This is a genomic window from Hydrogenophaga sp. UC242_50, from assembly GCF_042697355.1.
GTDB lineage: Bacteria > Pseudomonadota > Gammaproteobacteria > Burkholderiales > Burkholderiaceae_C > Hydrogenophaga.
Genome location: NZ_CP170553.1, coordinates 3,784,144 through 3,804,634, shown reverse-complemented (window position 1 = coordinate 3,804,634; position 20,491 = coordinate 3,784,144). Strand labels below are relative to the sequence as shown.

Here is a 20,491-nt window from a genome sequence, read left to right as displayed (position 1 = left end):
TTTTCCATGAAAATAAAATCCTTCGGACTTCGCGGCCTGACCCTTTCGGCGCTCGCGACGACCCTTCTTGCGGCCCTGCCTGCCTGGGCTGTCGACCCCTTCACCTTGCGCGACATCCGTGTCGAAGGCCTGCAGCGTGTCGAGCCCGGTACGGTGTTCGCTTCCTTGCCGTTCCGCATCGGTGACCAGTACAACGACGACAGGGGTTCGACCGCCATCCGTTCGCTGTTCGGCCTGGGCCTGTTCAGCGACGTGCGCCTGCAGGTCAATGGCGACGTGCTGGTGGTGATCGTCGAAGAGCGGCCGACGGTCGCGGACATCAGCTTCTCTGGCATCAAGGAGTTTGACGACACCGTGCTGAAGAAGGCCCTGCGAGACATCGGCCTGACCGATGGCCGGCCGTTCGACAAGGCGCTGGCGGATCGCGCCGAGCAGGAGCTCAAGCGCCAGTACATCAACCGCAGCATGTACGCCGCGCAGATCGTCACCACCGTGACCCCGAGCGAGCGCAACCGCGTCAACCTCAATTTCAGCGTGGTCGAAGGCGACGTCGCCAAGATCCGGGAGATTCGCATCGTCGGCAACCGCGCGTTCTCGGAGTCGACGCTGCGCAACCTGTTCGACCTCGACACCGGTGGCTGGCTGAGCTGGTACACCAAGTCCGACCGCTATTCGCGTGCCAAGCTCAACGCCGACATCGAAACCCTGCGTTCCTACTACCTCACGCGCGGCTACCTCGAATTCCGCATCGACTCCACCCAGGTCGCGATCGCGCCGGACAAGGAGAGCATGTCCATCACCCTGAACATCACCGAAGGCGACCGCTACGTGGTCAAGTCGGTGGCGCTCGAGGGCGAGTACCTGGGGCGGGAAGAGGAGTTCAAGTCGCTCGTGACGCTGCGCGCTGGCGAGGCCTACAACGCGGAAGACGAAACCAGCACGGTGAAGGCCTTCACCGACTACTTCGGCGCCTTCGGTTATGCCTTCGCCCAGGTCGAGGCCAGCCGCGACATCGATCGGGTGAACAAACAGGTGGCCTTCGTGCTGCGGGCGCAGCCCGCACGCCGCGTGTACGTGCGCCGCATCAACGTCGAAGGCAACAACCGCACCCGCGACGAAGTCATCCGTCGCGAGTTCCGCCAGCTGGAATCGGCTTGGTACGACAGCGATCGCATCCGCCTGTCGCGCGACCGGGTCGACCGGTTGGGCTTCTTCACGTCCGTGGAGGTCGATACCCAGCCGGTGCCGGGCACGCCCGACCAGGTGGACATGACCATCACCGTGGCCGAAAAACCCACCGGCAACCTGACGCTGGGTGCGGGCTACTCACAGGCCGACAAGCTCTCGATCATTGCCGGCATCCGCCAGGAAAACGTGTTCGGCTCGGGCAACTACCTGGGGGTGGACGTCAACACCAGCGACTACAACCGCCAGGTCGTGATCAGCACGGTGGACCCGTATTTCACGCCGGACGGCGTGTCGCGCAGCTTCGACGTCTACTACCGCACGACCCAGCCGTACACCGAGCAGGGTGGTGACTACCGCCTCATCACGCCGGGTGTGAGCGTGAAGTTCGGCGTGCCCTTCACCGAGCAGGACACGGTGTTCTTCGGCATTGGCATCGAGCAGACCAAGATCGAACCCGGTACGGGTCTGCCACAGGCCTACCAGCAGTACTCGAACACGTTCGGGGAAACCAGCTCCTCGGTGCCCCTGACCATCGGTTGGTCACGGGACGGTCGCGACAGCGCGCTGGTGCCGACCCAGGGCCGGTTGCAGCGCTTCAACACCGAGATCGGGGTGGGCGGCGACACCCGCTACCTCAAGGCCAACTACCAGATCCAGCAGTACATTCCGCTGACCAAGCAGTACACCCTCGCGTTCAACGGTGAGTTGGGCTATGGCAAGGGCCTGGGCGGCCGTCCGTTCCCGCTGTTCAAGAACTTCTACGGGGGGGGCCTGGGTTCGGTGCGCGGCTTCGACCAAGGCACCCTGGGTCCGACCTCGCCCATCATGTCGGGCGTTCAGGCCGGCGAGCTGGTCAACATCGGTGGCAATCGCAGCATGGCTTTCAGCGCCGAGTTCATCACGCCTTTCCCAGGCGCGGGCAATGACCGTACCCTGCGCATGTTCGGGTTCATCGACGTCGGCAACGTGTACGGCGAAAATGACACCCGAGCAAATGCCACCGATTTGCGCGCTTCCGTGGGTGTGGGCCTGAGCTGGATCTCGCCCGTCGGCCCCTTGCGCTTCGCCATCGCCAACCCCATCCGGAAATTCCCTGGCGATAGAATCCAGAAATTCCAGTTTCAGATCGGAACCTCCTTTTGATGAAGACTTTCTCCCGACTTTTCAACCGACGCCTCCTGCTGGCCGCTGGGCTGGGCCTGCTGGCCTTTGCCGCCACGGCGCAGGACTTCCGCATCGGCTTCGTGAACACCGACCGCATCTTCCGCGAGGCCAACCTGGCCAAGGCGGCACAGACCAAGCTGGAGCAGGAGTTCTCGCGGCGCGAGAAGGAAGTCCAGGGTCTGGCAGCCCAGCTCAAGACCGCTTCGGAGAAATTCGAACGTGAGTCCCCCACGTTGCCGGATGCCCAGCGCGCGGCGCGCCAGCGCCAGCTCGTCGAGCAGGACCGCGACTTCCAGCGCAAGCAGCGCGAGTTCCAGGAAGACCTCAACCTGCGCAAGAACGAGGAGCTGCAAAGCGTGCTCGAACGCGCCAACCGCGTGATCAAGCAGGTGGCCGAGGCCGAGAAATACGACCTGGTGATCCAGGAAGCCGTCTACATCAACCCCAAGCACGACATCACCGACAAGGTGCTGAGCGGCTTGAACGGCGGCAAGTAAGTTCACGCCAGGGCGACCCGTGTCGAGGCCACTGGGCGACATCGTTGAAGCCCTGGGCGGCGCGCGGCACGGCTCACCCGACCTGCTGATTCACCGCCTGGCCCCCGTCGCCACGGCCGGCCCGGGCGAGCTGGCCTTCGTGGCACAGGCACGCTACGCAGGCCAGATTGCCAGCACGGCGGCCGAGGTGCTGATCGTTCCTCCGGCCTTGCAGGACCAGGCCATGGCCCGTGGCGCCTGCATCGTCACGGACGACCCCTACCTCTATTTCGCCAGGCTGACCCAGTGGTGGAAGCAGCAGCACGATGCTGCGCCTGCGCAGGGCATTGATCCACTGGCCAGCATCCATCCTTCGGCCCGTGTGGACGAGGGGGTGAGCGTGGGGCCGTTTGCAGTCGTGGGGCGCGATGTTCATTTGTCGCGCGGTGTCCGGGTGGGCGCCCATGCCGTGCTGGGTGACGGCGCACGCGTGGGCGAAGGCACCTGGTTGCATCCGCGGGTCACCCTGGGTGAGCGGTGCACCATCGGCGCGCGTGGTGTGGTGCATTCCGGTGCGGTGATCGGGGCCGATGGTTTCGGTTTCGCGCCTCATCAGGGCGAATGGATCAAGATCGAGCAACTGGGTGCGGTGCGCATCGGCAACGACGTGGAGATCGGTGCGAACACCTGCATCGACCGTGGCGCGCTGGACGATACCGTGATCGAGGACGGCGTGAAGCTGGACAACCTGATCCAGATCGGCCACAACGTGCATGTGGGAGCGCACACCGCCATGGCCGGTTGTGTCGGCGTGGCGGGCAGTGCGACCATCGGAGCGCATTGCACCATTGGCGGGGGCGCGGTGGTGCTGGGGCACCTCCGGCTGGCTGATGGTGTGCACGTCTCGGCGGCCTCGGTGGTCACGCGCTCCCTGCTCAAGCCAGGACATTACACCGGCATGTTCCCCATCGACGACAATGCCAGCTGGGAAAAGAACGCTGCCTCCCTCAAGCAGCTCAACCGCCTGCGCGAGCGCCTCAAGGCCGCGGAGCAGGCGATCGAACAAGCCCTTCAAAACAATTCAAAGCCATGATGGACATCCACCAGATTCTCAAGCAGTTGCCGCACCGATACCCCATTTTGCTGGTGGATCGCGTGCTGGAGCTGGACAAGGGCAAGAGCATCAAGGCACTGAAGAACGTGACCATCAACGAGCCGTTTTTCGTGGGCCACTTTCCGCATCGCCCGGTCATGCCGGGGGTGCTGATGCTCGAAGCCATGGCCCAGGCCGCGGCGCTGCTGTCCTTCGACACCATGGGCGTCACGCCCGACGACAAGACGGTGTACTACTTTGCGGGCATCGATGGCGCGCGTTTCAAGCGCCCCGTTGAACCCGGCGACCAGCTCATCATGGACGTGACCCTGGAGCGCGCCAAGGCCGGCATCTTCAAGTTCAAGGGTGTGACGCGCGTGGGCGATCAGATTGCGTGTGAAGCCGAACTGATGTGCACCATGCGCACCATCGCCTGAACGTGGGAGAGCGCGCCTCGTGTCTCTGATTCATCCCACTGCGCTGGTCGACCCTGCCGCCGAACTCGACAGCTCGGTGAGCGTGGGGCCGTACACCGTGATCGGGCCACACGTGAAGATCGGTGCCGGCACCACGGTCGGCGCCCACTGCGTGATCGAAGGTCACACCACCATCGGCCGCGACAACCGCATCTTCCAGTTCAACTCGCTGGGGGCGATTCCACAGGACAAGAAGTACGCGGGCGAGCCCTGCGAACTGGTCATCGGTGACCGCAACACGATCCGCGAGTTCTGCACCTTCAACATCGGCTCGCCGGGCGACCGTGCGGTGACCCAGGTCGGCAACGACAACTGGATCATGGCCTATGTGCATTTGGCGCACGACTGCGTGGTAGGCAATCACACCATCTTTGCCAACAACTCGCAGCTCGCCGGCCACGTGGTGGTGGATGACTGGGTGATCCTCGGCGGTTTCACCGTGGCGCATCAGTTCGTGCGCATCGGTGCGCATGCCATGACCGCCATGTGCTCGCTGCTGTTTGCCGACTTGCCCCCGTTTGTGATGTGCCAGGGCCAGCCCGCCCAGGCGCGTTCGATGAATTTCGAAGGCCTGCGCCGCCGGGGCTTTTCGCCCGAGCGCATTTCGGCCGTGAAGGCCATGCACAAGGCGTTGTACCGGGACGATCTCAAGCTGGAAGAGGCCGTGGCGCGCATTCACGGGCTGACCGACAAGACGCCCGAGGCGGCGCCCGATGTGGCGATGATGCTGGACTTCCTCGGGCAGGTGTCGCCCCAGCGCGGCATCGTCCGCTGAGGCCTTGATGAATCCGTCCAAGCGTTTTGCCCTCGTGGCGGGTGAGACGTCGGGCGACCTGCTCGCCGGTCTGTTGCTGGGTGGTGTCCGGCAGCGCTGGCCCGATCTTCACTCGTTCGGCATCGGTGGCCCGCAGATGGTGGCGCAGGGCTTCGACCCCTGGTGGCCCAGCGAGAAGCTCGCGGTGCGTGGGTATGTCGAGGTGCTGCGCCATTACCGCGAGATCGTGGGCATCCGTGCCGAGTTGCAGCAGCGCTTGCTGACATCGACGCGCCCCGATGTGTTCATCGGCGTGGACGCACCCGATTTCAATCTGGATCTGGAAGCCAACCTGAAGTCGGGGGGCATTCGCACCGTGCACTTCGTCTGCCCGTCCATCTGGGCCTGGCGCGCGGACCGGGTCGACAAGATCCGGCGCAGCGCCGACCACGTGCTCTGTATTTTTCCGTTCGAGCCCGAGCTGCTGGCGCGGCATGGCATTGCGGCGACCTACGTCGGCCATCCGCTGGCGAATGTGATCCCCATGGAGCCAGACCGCGCGGCAGCGCGCGCCCAGTTGGGCCTGCGCGAGGAGGACGCGGTGGTCGCCATCCTGCCGGGCAGTCGCGCGTCGGAGGTGCAGTACCTGGTCGCCCGTTTTTTTGAAGCGGCCGTGCGGCTTCGGCGCGAGCGCCCGGGGATTCGATTCGTGGTGCCGGCGGTGCCAGCGCTGCGCGAGCGCATCGAGGCCGCGGCCCGTGCCGCCGGGCTGGATGGCGCGTTGACGGTGATCCCAGGTCAGTCGCACACCGCGCTGGCCGCCTGCGATGTGACGCTGATCGCCAGCGGCACCGCCACGCTGGAGGCCGCGCTGTTCAAGCGGCCCATGGTGATCGCCTACAACATGAACTGGCTCTCGTGGCAGATCATGCGGCGCAAGCAGCTGCAGCCCTGGGTGGGCCTGCCCAACATCCTGTGTGGCGAATTCGTGGTGCCCGAGCTGCTGCAGGACGCGGCCACACCCCAGGCGCTGTCGCGGGCGGTGCTGGACTGGCTCGACGCACCTGCGAAAATCGCATCACTCCAGCAGCGATTCACCGACCTGCACCACACACTGAGACGAGACACCGCCCAACTGGCCACCGATGCGATCGAACAAGTTCTTGAAGGCTGAACAGGCCCCGCTGATCTGGGACGTGCCCGGACTGCTCGCGGGCGTGGACGAGGCCGGGCGCGGCCCCCTGGCCGGGCCGGTGGTGGCCGCCGCCGTGATCCTGGACGACCGCTCGCCCATCAAGGGTCTGGCGGACTCCAAGCAACTGACCGCATTGCGCCGCGAAAAACTGTATGACGAAATCCGCGCCAAGGCGCTGTGCTGCAGTGTGGCGCAGGCCTCGGTGGAGGAGATCGACCAGCTCAACATTCTCCAGGCCACCATGCTGGCCATGCGCCGGGCGGTCATGGGCCTGCGCCTGAAGCCGGCCAAGGTGCTGGTGGACGGCAACCGGCTGCCGACACTGGACGTGCTGGCCGAGGCCATCGTGTCGGGCGATGCGCTGGTGCCGTCGATTTCGGCCGCGTCCATCCTGGCCAAGGTCACGCGTGACCGCCTGTTGTGCGAGCTGCACCTGCAGCACCCCGAGTACGGATTCGACCAGCACAAGGGCTACGGAACGGCGCAACACATGCAGGCCTTGCGGGTGCATGGCGCCCTGGCTGTGCATCGGCGCTCGTTCGCGCCGGTCGCGCGTGCCTTGGTGGTGCCCGCAGCGGACGAGGGCGGTGAGCCATGACGGCATCGCCCCTGGCCATCACTTCGCGCGACAACCCTCTGCTCAAACGCCTGCGCCTGCTGGTGCAGGATGGCACCGCCTACCGAAAGCAAGGCCAGGTCTGGCTGGAGGGGGATCACCTTTGCCGGGCCTTGCTGGCGCGCGGGCAGCGTCCGCTCACCGCGGTGTTCACCGAATCCTTCTGGCCGCAGGCCCCGCACGACCTGCGCGATGCCACCGATCACGTGGTCACCCTGCCCGACGCCCTGATGGCAGGCATCAGCGGGCTGGAGTCGCCCGCCGGCGTGGGCTTTGTCTGGTCCTTGCCGCCCGGCTTGGCGGTGCAGGGCGGCACGGCCACCGTGGTGCTGGACCGCCTGCAGGACGCGGGCAATGTGGGCTCCATCCTGCGCAGCGCCTCGGCTTTCGGTTTTGGTCAGGTGCTGGCCCTCAAGGGCACTGCCGCGCTGTGGTCGCCCAAAGTGGTGCGTGCCGGCATGGGGGCGCATTTCGGGCTGCGCTTGATCGAAGGCCTGGCAGCGGACGATCTCGCGGCGCTGGACGTGCCGATGCTGGTGACCAGTTCCCACCAGGGCGACTGGCTGCATCAGGCCCGGCTGCCGTGGCCCTGCGCCTGGGTCCTGGGTCACGAAGGGCAGGGCGTGGGCGAGGCCCTGATGGCCCGTGCCGGGGCTTTCGTGCGCATTGCCCAGCCCGGCGGAGAAGAGTCGCTCAACGTGGCCGCCGCCGCCGCCATTTGCCTGCACGCCAGCGCAGCCGGATTGGCTTCGTGACCCGTCGGTCGATTGACCGACCCGGGCTATAATTCCACGGTTTACCCGCAATCAGCGCAACCCTGCGCGCCCCGGCTCACCACCCCAGGTTTTTGCTCCGTTTCTGCCCCGGCTCCGGCCGGCGCGAGGCGGGTGCGAGGCCTGCGCGGCACCTGCCGCCGGCGCGAAGACGTTGCCGCCCCACTCTGGAGAATTCCGTGCTTCCCGTCCACCCGAAAGCCCTTCTCGCGCTCGCCGACGGCACGGTCTTTACAGGCGTTTCCATTGGCGCCACCGGTCAGACCACGGGCGAGGTGGTGTTCAACACCTCGCTCACCGGCTACCAGGAAATCCTCACCGATCCCAGCTACTGCCAGCAGATCGTCACGCTGACGTATCCGCACATTGGCAATACCGGCGTCAATGCCGAAGACGTGGAAGCCAGCCGCGTCCACGCCGCTGGCCTGATCATCAAAGACCTGCCTCTGCTGGCCTCCAACTTCCGCAGCAACGAAACGCTCTCGCAGTACCTTCAGCGCGAAGGCACCGTGGCCATCGCCGACCTCGACACCCGGGCGCTCACGCGCCGCCTGCGCACGCATGGCGCGCAGAACGGCTGCATCCTGGCCCTGCCGGCCGGCGAAGCCATCACCGAGGCGCACCGCGCCCAGGCCCTGGCTGCGGCCAAGGCTGCGCCGAACATGGCCGGCACCGACCTTGCCAAGGTGGTCTCGGCCACGGCGCCTTACGCCTGGACGCAGACCGAGTGGCAACTCGGCTTCGGCTATGGCGAGCAGATCGCGCCGCGCTTCCACGTGGTGGCCTACGACTTCGGCGTGAAGTACAACATCCTGCGCATGCTCAGCGAGCGGGGCTGCAAGATCACCGTGGTGCCGGCGCAGACGCCAGCCTCCGACGTGTTCAAGCTCAAGCCCAACGGCGTGTTCCTGTCCAACGGCCCTGGCGACCCGGAGCCTTGCGACTACGCCGTCGCCGCCACGCGCGAGATCATCGAAGCGGGCGTGCCGACCTTCGGCATCTGCCTGGGCCACCAGATCCTGGCGCTGGCCAGTGGGGCCAAGACCTTCAAGATGAAGTTCGGCCACCACGGTGCCAACCACCCGGTGAAGGACCTCGACAACGGCCGCGTGAGCATCACCAGCCAGAACCACGGCTTCGCGGTCGACGAAAAGACCTTGCCCGCCACGCTGCGCGCCACGCACGTGAGCCTGTTCGACGGCACGCTGCAAGGCCTGGCACGCACCGACCAGCCGGCCTTCTGCTTTCAGGGCCACCCCGAGGCATCGCCCGGCCCGCACGACATCGGTTACCTGTTCGACCGTTTCATCGACCTGATGCAGGCCCGCGTGCCCGCCACCGCCTGAGCCGGCGCACATCCCCAGCGAACCATGCCCAAAAGAACCGACATTCAAACCGTCCTCATCATCGGCGCCGGCCCGATCATCATCGGCCAGGCCTGTGAGTTCGACTACTCTGGCGTGCAGGCCTGCAAGGCCCTGCGCGAAGAGGGCTACCGGGTCGTGCTGATCAACAGCAACCCCGCGACCATCATGACCGACCCGGCCACGGCCGACGTCACCTACATCGAGCCCATCACCTGGCAGACGGTCGAGAAGATCATCGCCAAGGAACGCCCGCTGGCCCAGGGTGGCTTCGCCATCTTGCCGACCATGGGCGGTCAGACCGCGCTGAACTGCGCGCTCGACCTCTGGCGCAACGGCGTGCTCGCCAAATACGACGTGGAGCTGATCGGCGCCACGCCCGAGGCCATCGACAAGGCCGAAGACCGCCTGAAGTTCAAGGACGCCATGACCAAGATCGGTCTGGGGTCGGCGCGCTCGGGCATCGCGCACAGCATGGAAGAGGCCTGGGGCGTGCAGAAGACCGTCGGCTTCCCGGTGGTGATCCGCCCCAGCTTCACGCTGGGCGGCACGGGCGGCGGCATTGCCTACAACCCGGAAGAGTTCGAGACCATCTGCAAGCGCGGCCTGGAAGCCTCGCCCACCAACGAGCTGCTGATCGAAGAGTCGCTGCTCGGCTGGAAAGAGTACGAGATGGAAGTGGTGCGCGACAAGGCGGACAACTGCATCATCGTCTGCTCGATCGAGAACCTGGACCCCATGGGTGTGCACACCGGTGATTCGATCACCGTGGCGCCTGCCCAGACGCTGACCGACAAGGAATACCAGATCCTGCGCAACGCTTCGCTGGCCGTGCTGCGCGAGATCGGCGTGGACACCGGTGGCTCCAATGTGCAGTTCTCCATCAACCCGAAGGACGGCCGTATGGTCGTCATCGAGATGAACCCGCGCGTCTCGCGGTCTTCGGCGCTGGCGTCCAAGGCCACCGGCTTCCCGATCGCCAAGGTGGCCGCCAAGCTGGCCATCGGCTACACGCTGGACGAACTGCGCAACGAGATCACGGGCGGCGCCACGCCCGCGAGCTTCGAGCCCAGCATCGACTACGTGGTCACCAAGATCCCACGTTTCGCGTTCGAGAAATTCCCCACCGCCGACAGCCGCCTGACCACGCAGATGAAGAGCGTGGGCGAGGTCATGGCCATGGGCCGCACCTTCCAGGAGTCGTTCCAGAAAGCCCTGCGTGGCCTGGAAGTGGGCGTGGACGGCATGAACGAGAAGACGCAGGACCGCGAGACGCTGGAGCGCGAACTCGGCGAACCCGGCCCGGACCGCATCTGGTACGTGGGCGACGCGTTCGCCGCCGGCTGGACGCTCGAAGAAGTGCACCAGTTCACCAAGATCGATCCCTGGTTCCTGGTGCAGATCGAAGAGATCGTGAAGATCGAACTCGCGCTGGAAAAGACCAGCCTCGACGCGATCGACGCCGACACGCTGCGTGGCCTGAAGAAGAAGGGCTTCTCCGACCGCCGCCTGGCCAAGCTGCTCAAGACCAACGACCAGGCCGTGCGCGAGCGCCGCATCGCCGAGAACATCCGCCCGGTCTACAAGCGCGTGGACACCTGCGCGGCCGAATTCGCGACCGACACCGCCTACCTGTATTCCACCTACGAAGGCCATGGCGACGGTGAGTGCGAGGCCGAGCCGACCAACAAGAAGAAGATCATGGTGCTGGGTGGTGGTCCCAACCGCATCGGCCAGGGCATCGAGTTCGACTACTGCTGCGTGCACGCCGCGCTCGCCATGCGCGAGGACGGCTACGAGACCATCATGGTCAACTGCAACCCCGAGACCGTGTCGACCGACTACGACACCAGCGACCGCCTGTACTTCGAACCCCTCACGCTGGAAGACGTGCTGGAGATCGTGGACAAGGAGAAGCCGGTGGGCGTGATCGTGCAGTACGGTGGCCAGACGCCGCTCAAGCTCGCGCTGGGCCTGGAGGCCGCAGGTGTGCCCATCATCGGCACCAGCCCGGACATGATCGACGCGGCCGAAGACCGCGAGCGCTTCCAGCAGCTGCTGCACACCCTGGGCCTGCGCCAGCCGCCCAACGCCACCGCCCGCGCCGAACCGGAGGCGCTGGAGAAGGCGGCTGCCCTGGGCTACCCGCTGGTGGTGCGCCCGAGCTATGTGCTCGGTGGCCGCGCCATGGAGATCGTGCACGAGCAGCGCGACCTCGAGCGCTACATGCGCGAGGCCGTCAAGGTCAGCAACGACTCGCCCGTGCTGCTGGACCGCTTCCTGAACGATGCCATCGAGTGCGACGTGGACGCGGTGCGCGATGCCACCGGCCGCGTCTTCATCGGCGGCGTCATGGAACACATCGAACAGGCCGGCGTGCACAGCGGTGACTCCGCCTGCTCGCTGCCGCCGTACTACCTGAGCAAGGCGACGGTCGATGAGCTCAAGCGCCAGACCGCCGCCATGGCCGAAGGCCTGAACGTGGTCGGCCTGATGAACGTGCAGTTCGCGATCCAGGAGGTGGAAGAGAACGGCGTGAAGAAGGACGTGATCTTCGTGCTCGAAGTGAACCCGCGTGCCTCGCGCACCGTACCCTTCGTGTCCAAGGCCACGGGCATCCAGCTGGCCAAGGTGGCGGCGCGTTGCATGGCCGGCCAGTCGCTCGACCAGCAGGGCATCGGCGCCGAAGTGACGCCGCCGTACTTCAGCGTCAAGGAAGCGGTGTTCCCGTTCGTGAAGTTCCCCGGTGTGGACACCATCCTCGGCCCCGAGATGAAGTCCACCGGCGAGGTGATGGGCGTGGGCAAGACCTTTGGCGAGGCCTTCGTGAAGAGCCAGCTCGGCGCCGGCACCAAGCTGCCGACCTCGGGCAAGGTCTTCCTGACCGTGAAGAACAGCGACAAGCCGCGCGCGGTGGAGATCGCGCGCCAGCTCGTCGAGATGGGCTTCTCGCTGGTCGCCACGCGCGGCACGGCGGCGGCCATCGCCGCCGCTGGGGTCGCGGTGCAGACGGTGAACAAGGTCACCGAGGGCCGCCCTCACATCGTCGACGCGATCAAGAACGGCGACATCGTGCTCGTCATCAACACCGTGGAAGAGCGCCGCAACGCCATCGCCGACTCACGGGCCATCCGCACCTCGGCCTTGCTGGCGCGCGTGACCACGTTCACCACCATCGCTGGCGCTGAAGCCGCGGTGGAGGGCATGCAGTACCTGGACAAGCTGGGTGTGATCTCGGTGCAGGAGATGCACGCGCAACTCTGAGGCTGGCCCGCGCATCGGCTCGGCCGATGCGTGTGGACACCGCTTTCTTTCGCGGCATAATGCCCTTTCATGAACACCGCCGAGCGGCAACGCCCGGCGGTTTGCTTTTGTGCCGGCGCAGAGCCGGAAGCAGTAGGAGAACATCACAGTGCGCCACCATTCCGATCACCAAACGCGGCGCCGAAAAACTCAAGGAAGAGTTGCAGCGCTTGAAAACCGTGGATCGCCCCTGGGTGATCAACGCGATCGCCGAGGCGCGCGCGCAGGGGGACCTGAGCGAGAACGCCGAGTACGACGCCGCGAAAGACCGCCAAGGCTTCATCGAAGGCCGCATCGCCGAAATCGAAGGCAAGCTCTCGGCCGCGCAGATCATCGACCCGGCCGCACTCGATGCGGGCGGCCGTGTGGTGTTCGGCGCCACGGTGGAGCTGGAAGACGAAGACAGCGGCGCGGCCGTGACCTACCAGATCGTGGGCGAGGACGAGGCCGATCTCAAGCTGGGCCTGGTGAACATCAGCAGCCCGATCGCGCGCGCGCTGATCGGCAAGGAAGAGGGCGATGTGGCCGAAGTGCAGGCGCCGGGTGGCACCAAGCGCTTCGAAATCGTCGCGGTGCGTTACGCCTGATAGGCCATGCCACTGCACCGTGTTTCCATCTTCATCGCCGCGCTGTGGTGGGGTGGCATCACGGCGCTGAGTTTTCTCGCGGTGCCGACGCTGTTCGCCCAATTGGGCAATCCCGCCGTGGCGGGGCCGGTCGCCGCCAAGCTCTTTTCCCTGCAGTGTTACGCAGGCCTGTTGCTGGGCCTGGCGCTGCTGGTGATGTTGCGGCGCGGCAATGAGCAGGGTGGCCCGCCCAATGGTGCCACCATGACCACGCTGGGCATCGTGGTGTTGGGCATGTTGCTGGCGCTGCTGCAGGAATTCGGTGTGGCGCAGAACATCGTCACCGCGCGCGCCAGCGGCGGCAACCTGCGCCTGTGGCATGGCGTGGGCACCGCCATGGTGCTGGGCCAGTGGCTGTGTGCCGGTGCCGTGCTCTGGCGCTTGAGCACGGCACCGGCTCGCTGAGGCCTCAGGCCGCCAGACGCTCGGCCGACTCCAGCGTATTGACCATCAGCATGGTGATGGTCATGGGGCCCACCCCGCCGGGCACGGGCGTGATCCAGCTGCGCCACTTCCTTCACGCCGTCGAAATCCACGTCACCGCAGAGCTTGCCTTCGTCGTTGCGGTTCATGCCCACGTCGAGCACGACGGCGCCGGGTTTGACCATGTCGGCCGTGAGCACATTGCGCTTGCCCACGGCCGCCACGATCACGTCGGCCTGCAGGGTCAGGGCTTTCAGGTCCTTGGTGCCGCTGTGGCAGATGGTCACGGTGGCGTTCTGTTGCAGCAGCATCAGGGCCATCGGTTTGCCCACGATGTTGCTGCGCCCGATCACCACCGCGTGCTTGCCCTTGAGCTCGCAGCTGATGCTCTCCAGCATCTTCATGCAGCCATAGGGCGTGCAGGGCCAGAAGCCGGGCATGCCGGTCATCAGAGCGCCCGCGCTGGCGATGTGGAAGCCGTCCACGTCCTTGGCCGGAGAGATCGCTTCAATCACCTTCTGGGCGTCGATGTGGGCGGGCAGGGGCAGCTGGACCAGGATGCCGTGAACCGTCGCGTCGTGGTTGAGCGCATCGACCCGCGCCAGCAACTCCGCTTCGCTGAGGGTGGCGGGCCAGCGCTCCAGCACCGAGTGCATGCCGGTGTCTTCGCAGGCCTTGACCTTGTTGCGCACATAGACCTGCGAGGCCGGGTTCTCGCCGACCAGGATCACGGCCAGGCCCGGCGTGATGCCTTTGGCCTTGAGGGCGGTGACGCGGGCGCTGACGTCGGCGCGCAGTTGGCGGGAGAGGGCATTGCCGTCGATGAGTTGGGCGGTCATGGCTGGAGAGTGTCTACGGTTGAAATGCAAACGCCCGCCGGGAGAGCGGCGGGCGTTAGGGGGAATGGGTGTGGCTGATGAAGGGGTTCAGGCCTTGGCCGGGGTCTGCCCCAGCGCGATCTTGAGCAGGTCGGCCACGGTGTTGGCGCCGAGCTTTTCCATGATGTTGGCGCGGTGCGCCTCCACCGTCTTGATGCTGATGCCCAGGTCGTCGGCGATCTGCTTGTTCAGCCGGCCGGCGACGATGCGTTCGAGCACCTGCGCCTCGCGGCTGGTGAGCTTGGAGAGCAGGGCATCGCGGCTGACCGCCTGCTGGTGGGTGGCGAAGGCTTCGCGCGCGTGTTCGAGCATGCGCTCGACCAGGGCCACGAGCTGGTCTTCCTTGAAGGGTTTCTGGATGAAGTCGAGCGCGCCGCGCTTCATCGATTCCACCGCCATGGGCACATCGCCGTGGCCGGTGATGAAGACGATGGGCAGGGGCGACTGGCGCTCGATCAGGCGTTCCTGCAGTTCCATGCCGGTCATGCCGCCCATGCGGATGTCGGCGATCAGGCAGGCCACTTCGCGTGCGTCGTAGCGGCTCAGAAAGGCTTCGGCCGATTCGAAACATCGGACCCGGAAGTCCTTGCCTTCGAGCAGCCATTGCAGAGAGTCGCGCACCGCCTCGTCGTCATCGACCACGTAGACGCTGCCTTTTTTGGGGATCAAACTCATCTCGCTCTTTCAGTGTCCGTCAGCGGCTCTGTGGCGGGCCCGGCCGCGGCGCTGAGATTCTGCAGCCGAGAGATCACGGGGATCCAGAAGCTGAAGCAGCAGCCCACCACCTCTTCACCATTGTAGATGTTCTGAACCTGCATCCGGCCGTGGTGCGATTCGACGATGCTGCGGCACAGTTTGAGGCCGATGCCCATGCCTTCGCTCTTGGTGCTGTAGAAGGCTTCGTAGATGCGCTCGATCATTTCGTCGGGCACGCCATTGCCCGAGTCGCGCACCGAGAACTCCACCACGTCCACGTCGTCCAGGCGGCGTGGCCCGACGCGCAGCTCCACATAGCGTTCGCCCGGTGCGCGCCCCGCTTGGGCGATGGCTTCGCCCGCGTTCTTGAGGAGATTGATCAACACCTGCTCAATCAGGATGGGATCGACCATGAGATTCGGCAAGCGCGCGGCCACGTAGGGTGAGAGGCGCACCTGATGCCGGCGCAACTCGATGTCGGCGAGTTCGATCGCGTTGCTCACCATCTGTGCCACGTCGGACAGCGTGGGATCGGGTTCGCTGCGCTTCACGAAGGCCCGGATGCGCTGGATGATCTGCCCCGCGCGCTGGGCCTGGCGCGAGGTCTTCTCCAGCGCGCCCAGCAACTCGTCGGTGGTGATGCGCTGCTCGGTCACGCGCGAGATCATGCCGTTGCAATAGTTGGTGATCGCGGTCAGCGGCTGGTTGAGTTCGTGCGCCACGCTCGATGCCATCTCTCCCATGGTGATCAAGCGGCTCGCGGTCTGCGCGCGCTCGGCCTGGCGAGAGGCTTGTTCTTCCGCGTAGCGGCGGGGCGTGATGTCGCTGGCGATCACCATCTGGGCGAGCCGGCCGTCGACCCAAGTGAGGTAACGCGTGCGCACCTCCAGCCAGCGGTCCAGTTCTTCCACGAACACTTCCGCGTTCTCCGCGCCAGCGTCGGTCAGCGTTTCGGTGGGCATGCCGGCGAAGGCGTCCACGGCATCCCCGTCGTCGGGGCTGGGGGAGGGCTGGTTGCCGGCCAGATCAACCAGGTGGCGGTGCCCCTGGCCGCGGGTACCGAACCACAGGCGGTACATCTTGTTGGCGAACAGCATCTCGTCGCTGCCCAGGGGCGCGACCGAGACCGCGGAGTCCAAAGACTCCAGCACCGTGGTGAAGCGTTCGTAGGAGGCCGAAAGCTCCTCCCGGATGCGCTTGGGCTCGGTGATGTCGGTCATGGACGTCATCCAGCCGGTCTGGTGACCCTTGGGGTCGATCAGGGGCGAGACGTACATGCGCGCGTCGAAGATGCTGCCGTCGCGGCGCTTCACATGCACCTCGAAGCCACCGGGCGTGGAGCGGCCACGCAGCTCGTCTTCCAGGCGCGCGGCGAGTTGATCATGTTCCTCTTCCGGCCAGTAGGGGAAGGGCGCGGTGCGGCCGACAAGCTCGCCTTCGGTCCAGCCGGTCATCGAGCAGAAGGCCGGGTTGACGTAGGTGATGCGCCCCTGCATATCGAGGGCGCGCATGCCGGTGAGCATGGAGTTTTCCATCGCGCGGCGGAAGTTGGTCTCGGCCACCAGCGCCTGCTGCGCCTGCACGCGGCGGCGGGTGTGGCGCCAGGTGCCGAGCAGCATCCAGACCGTGAGCGCGGAGAGTGCGCCGATGACCCAGAAGAAACCACTGCCCACGATGTCCTGCGAGGTGCGGTAGCCCTGGGCTTTCAGGATCAGGCCGTTGCCCACCGGCGAGACGGGCACCTCGTGCTCCAGCGGCGGGTTGGACCACGGCAGCAGGCGCAGCACGCTGGTGGGTGTCTGCAGGCTGCCGGCCAGCACGCGGCCGCGGTCGTCCACCAAGGCCACGGCATAGCGGGCCATGATTTCCGGCGGGATGCCGAAACGCATCAGCCCGTCGACCGAGTACTCGCCCATGATGGTGCCGGAGAAGCGGCCTTGCTCGCTCAGCGGCACGTGCAGCATCAGCGTGGAATTGCGCGCGTCCTCGCCCAGCGGGCGCGAGTAGATGGGTTGGCGCAGGTCCCGGGCCAGGTCGAAGGAGCCGTCGGTTTCGCCGGCCGAGAGCACCGTGCCCACGGGGCGCACCAGCGCCGCAGGCGCGCTGGGCGAGGCGTAGGTCGCGCAGCACGTTGCGACGGCCATCGATCCAGCTGATGGCCAGCATCTCGGGGAACTGGCTCACCAGGGATTCGACCTGGAACTCGAACTCCTCGCTCTCGATCTCCTTGTTGCCTACTTCACGGGCCAGTCGCATGAGCTGCTCCTGCCGTTCGAGCAGGCGCAGGCGCAGGCGCTGCTGGGCGTACTCCACGTCGCGCGTGACGGCCTCCTGTTCGCGTTCGAGTTCCTCGTAACGCAGGTAGGTGATGGCGACCACGATGGCCGAGAGGAACAGGAGCACGGCCAGCAAGGGGCCGAGGGTGGCGAAGCGATCCTGGCGGGACGGCGGCAGGCGGCGCCACCAGCGCTTCCACCAGACGGCCTGGGCAGGCGGGCTGTTGGGTGGCGTGGTTTGGGGCAGGGGAATCATGAACCCGAGAGTCTACGTGAGTGGGTGCTCCACGCCCTTCGGAGGGGCTGGAGAAACGCGTGTTTTGTCGCGCCCAAGGCCCGTCTCGTCAACCGTTTAAATTTTCACAATATAAAAACATAAAGCATATGTTGAAAATGAAAAGCTTTTGTGGAAAAATCAGTGACAGTGCGGATGGACCTCCGTAAGCTCGATTCAAACCAACAGGAGACAACAATGTCAGCGAATGACGCTCTCAATGCCCGTGGTGCCGCCGATGCGGATTCCCAGGAAACCCGTGAGTGGATGGAGGCGCTGGCCGCCGTCATCGAGCGTGAGGGCCCCGAGCGCGCGCACTTCCTGCTCGAACAGCTGCTGGAAGAAGCCCGCCAGCACAGCATCGACCTGCCGTTCTCGGCCACCACCGGTTACGTCAACACCATCGAGCCCAACCAGGAAGAGCGCTGCCCGGGCAACATCGAGATCGAAGAACGCCTGCGCGCCTACATGCGCTGGAACGCCATGGCCATGGTGGTCAAGGCCAACCGCCACAACCCCGAGGACGGGGGCGACCTGGGCGGTCACATTGGTTCGTTCGCCTCGCTGGCCCACATGTTCGGCGCCGGCTTCAACCACTTCTGGCATGCCGAGAGCGAGAACCACGGCGGCGATTGCCTCTACATCCAGGGCCACGTGTCCCCCGGTGTGTACGCCCGCGCCTACCTGGAAGGCCGCCTGACCGAAGAGCAGTTGCTCAACTTCCGCCAGGAAGTCAACGGCAAGGGGCTCTCCAGCTACCCGCACCCCAAGCTCATGCCCGAGTTCTGGCAGTTCCCCACGGTGTCCATGGGCCTGGGCCCGCTGATGGCGATCTACCAGGCGCGTTTCCTGAAGTACCTGCATGCCCGTGGCATCGCCAACACCGAGAACCGGAAGGTCTGGGTGTTCTGCGGCGACGGCGAGATGGACGAAGTCGAGTCGCTTGGCGCCATCAGCCTGGCCGCCCGTGAAAACCTGGACAACCTGATCTTCGTGGTGAACTGCAACCTGCAGCGCCTGGACGGCCCGGTGCGCGGCAACGGCAAGATCATCCAGGAACTCGAAGGCGAGTTCCGCGGCTCCGGCTGGAACGTGATCAAGCTGCTGTGGGGCAGCGAGTGGGACTCGCTGCTGGCGCGCGACAAGGACGGCGCGCTGCGCAAGATCATGATGGACACGGTCGACGGCGACTACCAGTCGTTCAAGGCCAACGACGGCGCCTATGTGCGCAAGCACTTCTTCGGCCGCGATCCCAAGACGCTGGAGATGGTCGCCCACCTGAGCGACAACGACATCTGGAACCTCAAGCGTGGCGGCCACGACCCCCAGAAGGTCTATGCGGCTTATCACAAGGCGGTCAACCACAAGGGCCAGCCCACCGTGCTGCTGATCAAGACCGTCAAGGGTTTTGGCATGGGCAAGGCGGGCGAGGGCAAGAACACGGTCCACCAGACCAAGAAGCTCACGGACGAGGACATCAAGATCTTCCGCGACCGCTTCAACCTGCCGATCCCGGACAGCGAACTCTCCAAGATCCCGTTCTACAAGCCGGCCGAAGACACGCCGGAAATGAAGTACCTGCACGAGCGCCGCCAGGCCCTGGGCGGCTACCTGCCCAAGCGCCGCGTGAAGGCCGACGAAAGCTTCACCGTGCCTTCGCTCGACACCTTCAAGGCCGTGCTCGACCCGACGGCCGAAGGCCGCGAGATCTCGACCACGCAGGCCTATGTGCGTTTCCTCACCCAGCTGCTGCGCGACCAGGCCCTGGGCCCGCGCGTCGTGCCCATCCTGGTGGATGAAGCCCGCACCTTCGGCATGGAAGGCCTGTTCCGCCAGGTCGGCATCTACAACCCGCACGGTCAGCAGTACACCCCGGTCGACAAGGACCAGGTGATGTACTACAAGGAAGACAAGGCCGGCCAGATCCTGCAGGAAGGCATCAACGAAGCCGGCGGCATGAGCAGCTGGATCGCGGCGGCCACGAGCTACAGCACGAGCAACCGCATCATGGTGCCGTTCTACGTGTACTACTCCATGTTCGGCTTCCAGCGCATCGGCGACCTCGCCTGGGCGGCGGGCGACATGCAGGCGCGCGGCTTCCTGCTGGGCGGCACCTCGGGCCGCACCACGCTCAACGGCGAAGGCCTGCAGCACGAAGACGGCCACAGCCACATCCTGGCCGGCACGATCCCGAACTGCATCAGCTACGACCCGACCTTCGCGCACGAAGTGGCGGTGATCCTGCACCACGGCTTGAAGCGCATGGTGGAGAAGCAGGACAACGTCTTCTACTACCTGACGCTGCTCAACGAGAACTACCCCATGCCCGGCCTGCAGCCCGGCACGGAGGAGCAGATCATCAAGGGCATGTACTACTGCAAGCAGGCGCCGGCCCTCAAGAAGGACGCGCCCAGCGTGCAACTGCTGGGCAGCGGCACCATCCTGCGCGAAAGCATCGCCGCGCAGGAACTGCTGGAGAAGGACTGGGGCGTGAGCGCTGGTGTGTGGAGCTGCCCGAGCTTCAACGAACTGGCCCGCGACGGCCAGGACGCCGACCGCTGGAACCTGCTGCACCCGGCCGAAACGCCGCGCGTGCCCTTCGTGGCGCAGCAGCTGAGCGCCACCACCGGCCCGGTGATCGCGTCCACCGACTACATGAAGAACTACGCGGAGCAGATCCGCCCCTTCATTCCCAAGGAGCGCACGTACAAGGTGCTGGGCACGGACGGTTTCGGCCGCAGCGATTTCCGCAGCAAGCTGCGCGAGCACTTCGAGATCAACCGCCACTACATCGTGGTCGCCGCGCTCAAAGCCTTGAGCGAAGAGGGCAAGCTGCCGGTGGCCAAGGTGGCCGAGGCGATCAAGAAGTACGGCATCAACGCCGACAAAGTGAACCCGCTGTACGCGTAATCCGGA

General features: G+C 65.7%; 14 protein-coding genes and 2 pseudogenes. 13 read left to right on the top strand and 3 right to left on the bottom strand.

The genetic code is table 11. The annotated features are described in order from the left end of the window. The first annotated feature begins 6 nt into the window (after positions 1-6). The 12 genes from bamA to ACFJGX_RS19220 all read left to right on the top strand — a co-directional run bounded on the left by bamA (position 7) and on the right by ACFJGX_RS19220 (position 13,433). Entirely contained in the window at positions 7-2,331 is a 2,325-nt protein-coding gene (gene bamA / locus ACFJGX_RS19275) for an outer membrane protein assembly factor BamA (RefSeq protein ID WP_382324393.1), read from the top strand. Next, complete coding sequence (locus ACFJGX_RS19270) at positions 2,331-2,849, top strand: OmpH family outer membrane protein (RefSeq protein ID WP_382158478.1); 519 nt, start codon at positions 2,331-2,333, stop codon at positions 2,847-2,849. Before bamA ends, ACFJGX_RS19270 begins: the two co-directional genes overlap by 1 nt. A gap of 19 nt (positions 2,850-2,868) precedes the next feature. After that, positions 2,869-3,921, top strand: coding sequence for a UDP-3-O-(3-hydroxymyristoyl)glucosamine N-acyltransferase (lpxD, locus tag ACFJGX_RS19265; RefSeq protein ID WP_382326811.1), 1,053 nt, complete (start codon positions 2,869-2,871; stop codon positions 3,919-3,921). Then, on the top strand, positions 3,918-4,358 hold the full coding sequence (gene fabZ, locus ACFJGX_RS19260; RefSeq protein ID WP_291121647.1) for a 3-hydroxyacyl-ACP dehydratase FabZ: 441 nt from the start codon (positions 3,918-3,920) through the stop codon (positions 4,356-4,358). The genes lpxD and fabZ overlap by 4 nt, the downstream gene beginning before the upstream one ends. 19 nt (positions 4,359-4,377) lie before the next feature. Then, a complete protein-coding gene (gene lpxA / locus ACFJGX_RS19255; RefSeq protein ID WP_382324395.1) occupies positions 4,378-5,172 on the top strand; it encodes an acyl-ACP--UDP-N-acetylglucosamine O-acyltransferase in 795 nt (264 codons plus the stop codon). 7 nt (positions 5,173-5,179) lie between these two features. Then, positions 5,180-6,325, top strand: a complete 1,146-nt coding sequence (gene lpxB / locus ACFJGX_RS19250; protein ID WP_382324397.1) for a lipid-A-disaccharide synthase — start codon at positions 5,180-5,182, stop codon at positions 6,323-6,325. After that, positions 6,297-6,944: a ribonuclease HII gene (rnhB, locus tag ACFJGX_RS19245; RefSeq protein WP_382158471.1), complete on the top strand. Its 648-nt coding sequence runs from the start codon at positions 6,297-6,299 to the stop codon at positions 6,942-6,944. The genes lpxB and rnhB overlap by 29 nt, the downstream gene beginning before the upstream one ends. Beyond that, positions 6,941-7,717, top strand: coding sequence for a TrmH family RNA methyltransferase (locus ACFJGX_RS19240; RefSeq protein WP_382324399.1), 777 nt, complete (start codon positions 6,941-6,943; stop codon positions 7,715-7,717). Before rnhB ends, ACFJGX_RS19240 begins: the two co-directional genes overlap by 4 nt. Positions 7,718-7,914: 197 nt before the next feature. Beyond that, positions 7,915-9,081: a glutamine-hydrolyzing carbamoyl-phosphate synthase small subunit gene (gene carA / locus ACFJGX_RS19235; protein WP_382324401.1), complete on the top strand. Its 1,167-nt coding sequence runs from the start codon at positions 7,915-7,917 to the stop codon at positions 9,079-9,081. A 24-nt stretch (positions 9,082-9,105) separates the two neighbouring features. Then, positions 9,106-12,363 carry a carbamoyl-phosphate synthase large subunit gene (gene carB / locus ACFJGX_RS19230; protein WP_291121637.1) on the top strand — a complete coding sequence of 1,086 codons (3,258 nt, stop codon included), beginning with the start codon at positions 9,106-9,108 and terminating at the stop codon, positions 12,361-12,363. 107 nt (positions 12,364-12,470) lie between these two features. Then, positions 12,471-12,989 carry a transcription elongation factor GreA gene (gene greA / locus ACFJGX_RS19225; RefSeq protein ID WP_382326809.1) on the top strand — a complete coding sequence of 173 codons (519 nt, stop codon included), beginning with the start codon at positions 12,471-12,473 and terminating at the stop codon, positions 12,987-12,989. A gap of 6 nt (positions 12,990-12,995) precedes the next feature. Continuing rightward, a complete protein-coding gene (locus tag ACFJGX_RS19220; protein ID WP_382324403.1) occupies positions 12,996-13,433 on the top strand; it encodes a DUF4149 domain-containing protein in 438 nt (145 codons plus the stop codon). A 4-nt stretch (positions 13,434-13,437) separates the two neighbouring features. Here ACFJGX_RS19220 and folD read toward each other — a convergent pair. The 3 genes and pseudogenes from folD to ACFJGX_RS19205 form a co-directional block, all read right to left on the bottom strand. Continuing rightward, positions 13,438-14,290, bottom strand: a pseudogene (gene folD / locus ACFJGX_RS19215) (bifunctional methylenetetrahydrofolate dehydrogenase/methenyltetrahydrofolate cyclohydrolase FolD). Positions 14,291-14,377: 87 nt separating this feature from the next. Further along, a complete protein-coding gene (locus ACFJGX_RS19210; protein ID WP_291119523.1) occupies positions 14,378-15,004 on the bottom strand; it encodes a response regulator transcription factor in 627 nt (208 codons plus the stop codon). Beyond that, positions 15,001-17,557 (bottom strand): annotated as a pseudogene (locus ACFJGX_RS19205) (PAS domain S-box protein). Before ACFJGX_RS19205 ends, ACFJGX_RS19210 begins: the two are co-directional and overlap by 4 nt. Before the next feature lie 216 nt (positions 17,558-17,773). Between ACFJGX_RS19205 and aceE the strand changes: the two are divergent. Next, complete coding sequence (aceE, locus tag ACFJGX_RS19200; protein ID WP_382324405.1) at positions 17,774-20,485, top strand: pyruvate dehydrogenase (acetyl-transferring), homodimeric type; 2,712 nt, start codon at positions 17,774-17,776, stop codon at positions 20,483-20,485. Positions 20,486-20,491: the final 6 nt, after the last annotated feature.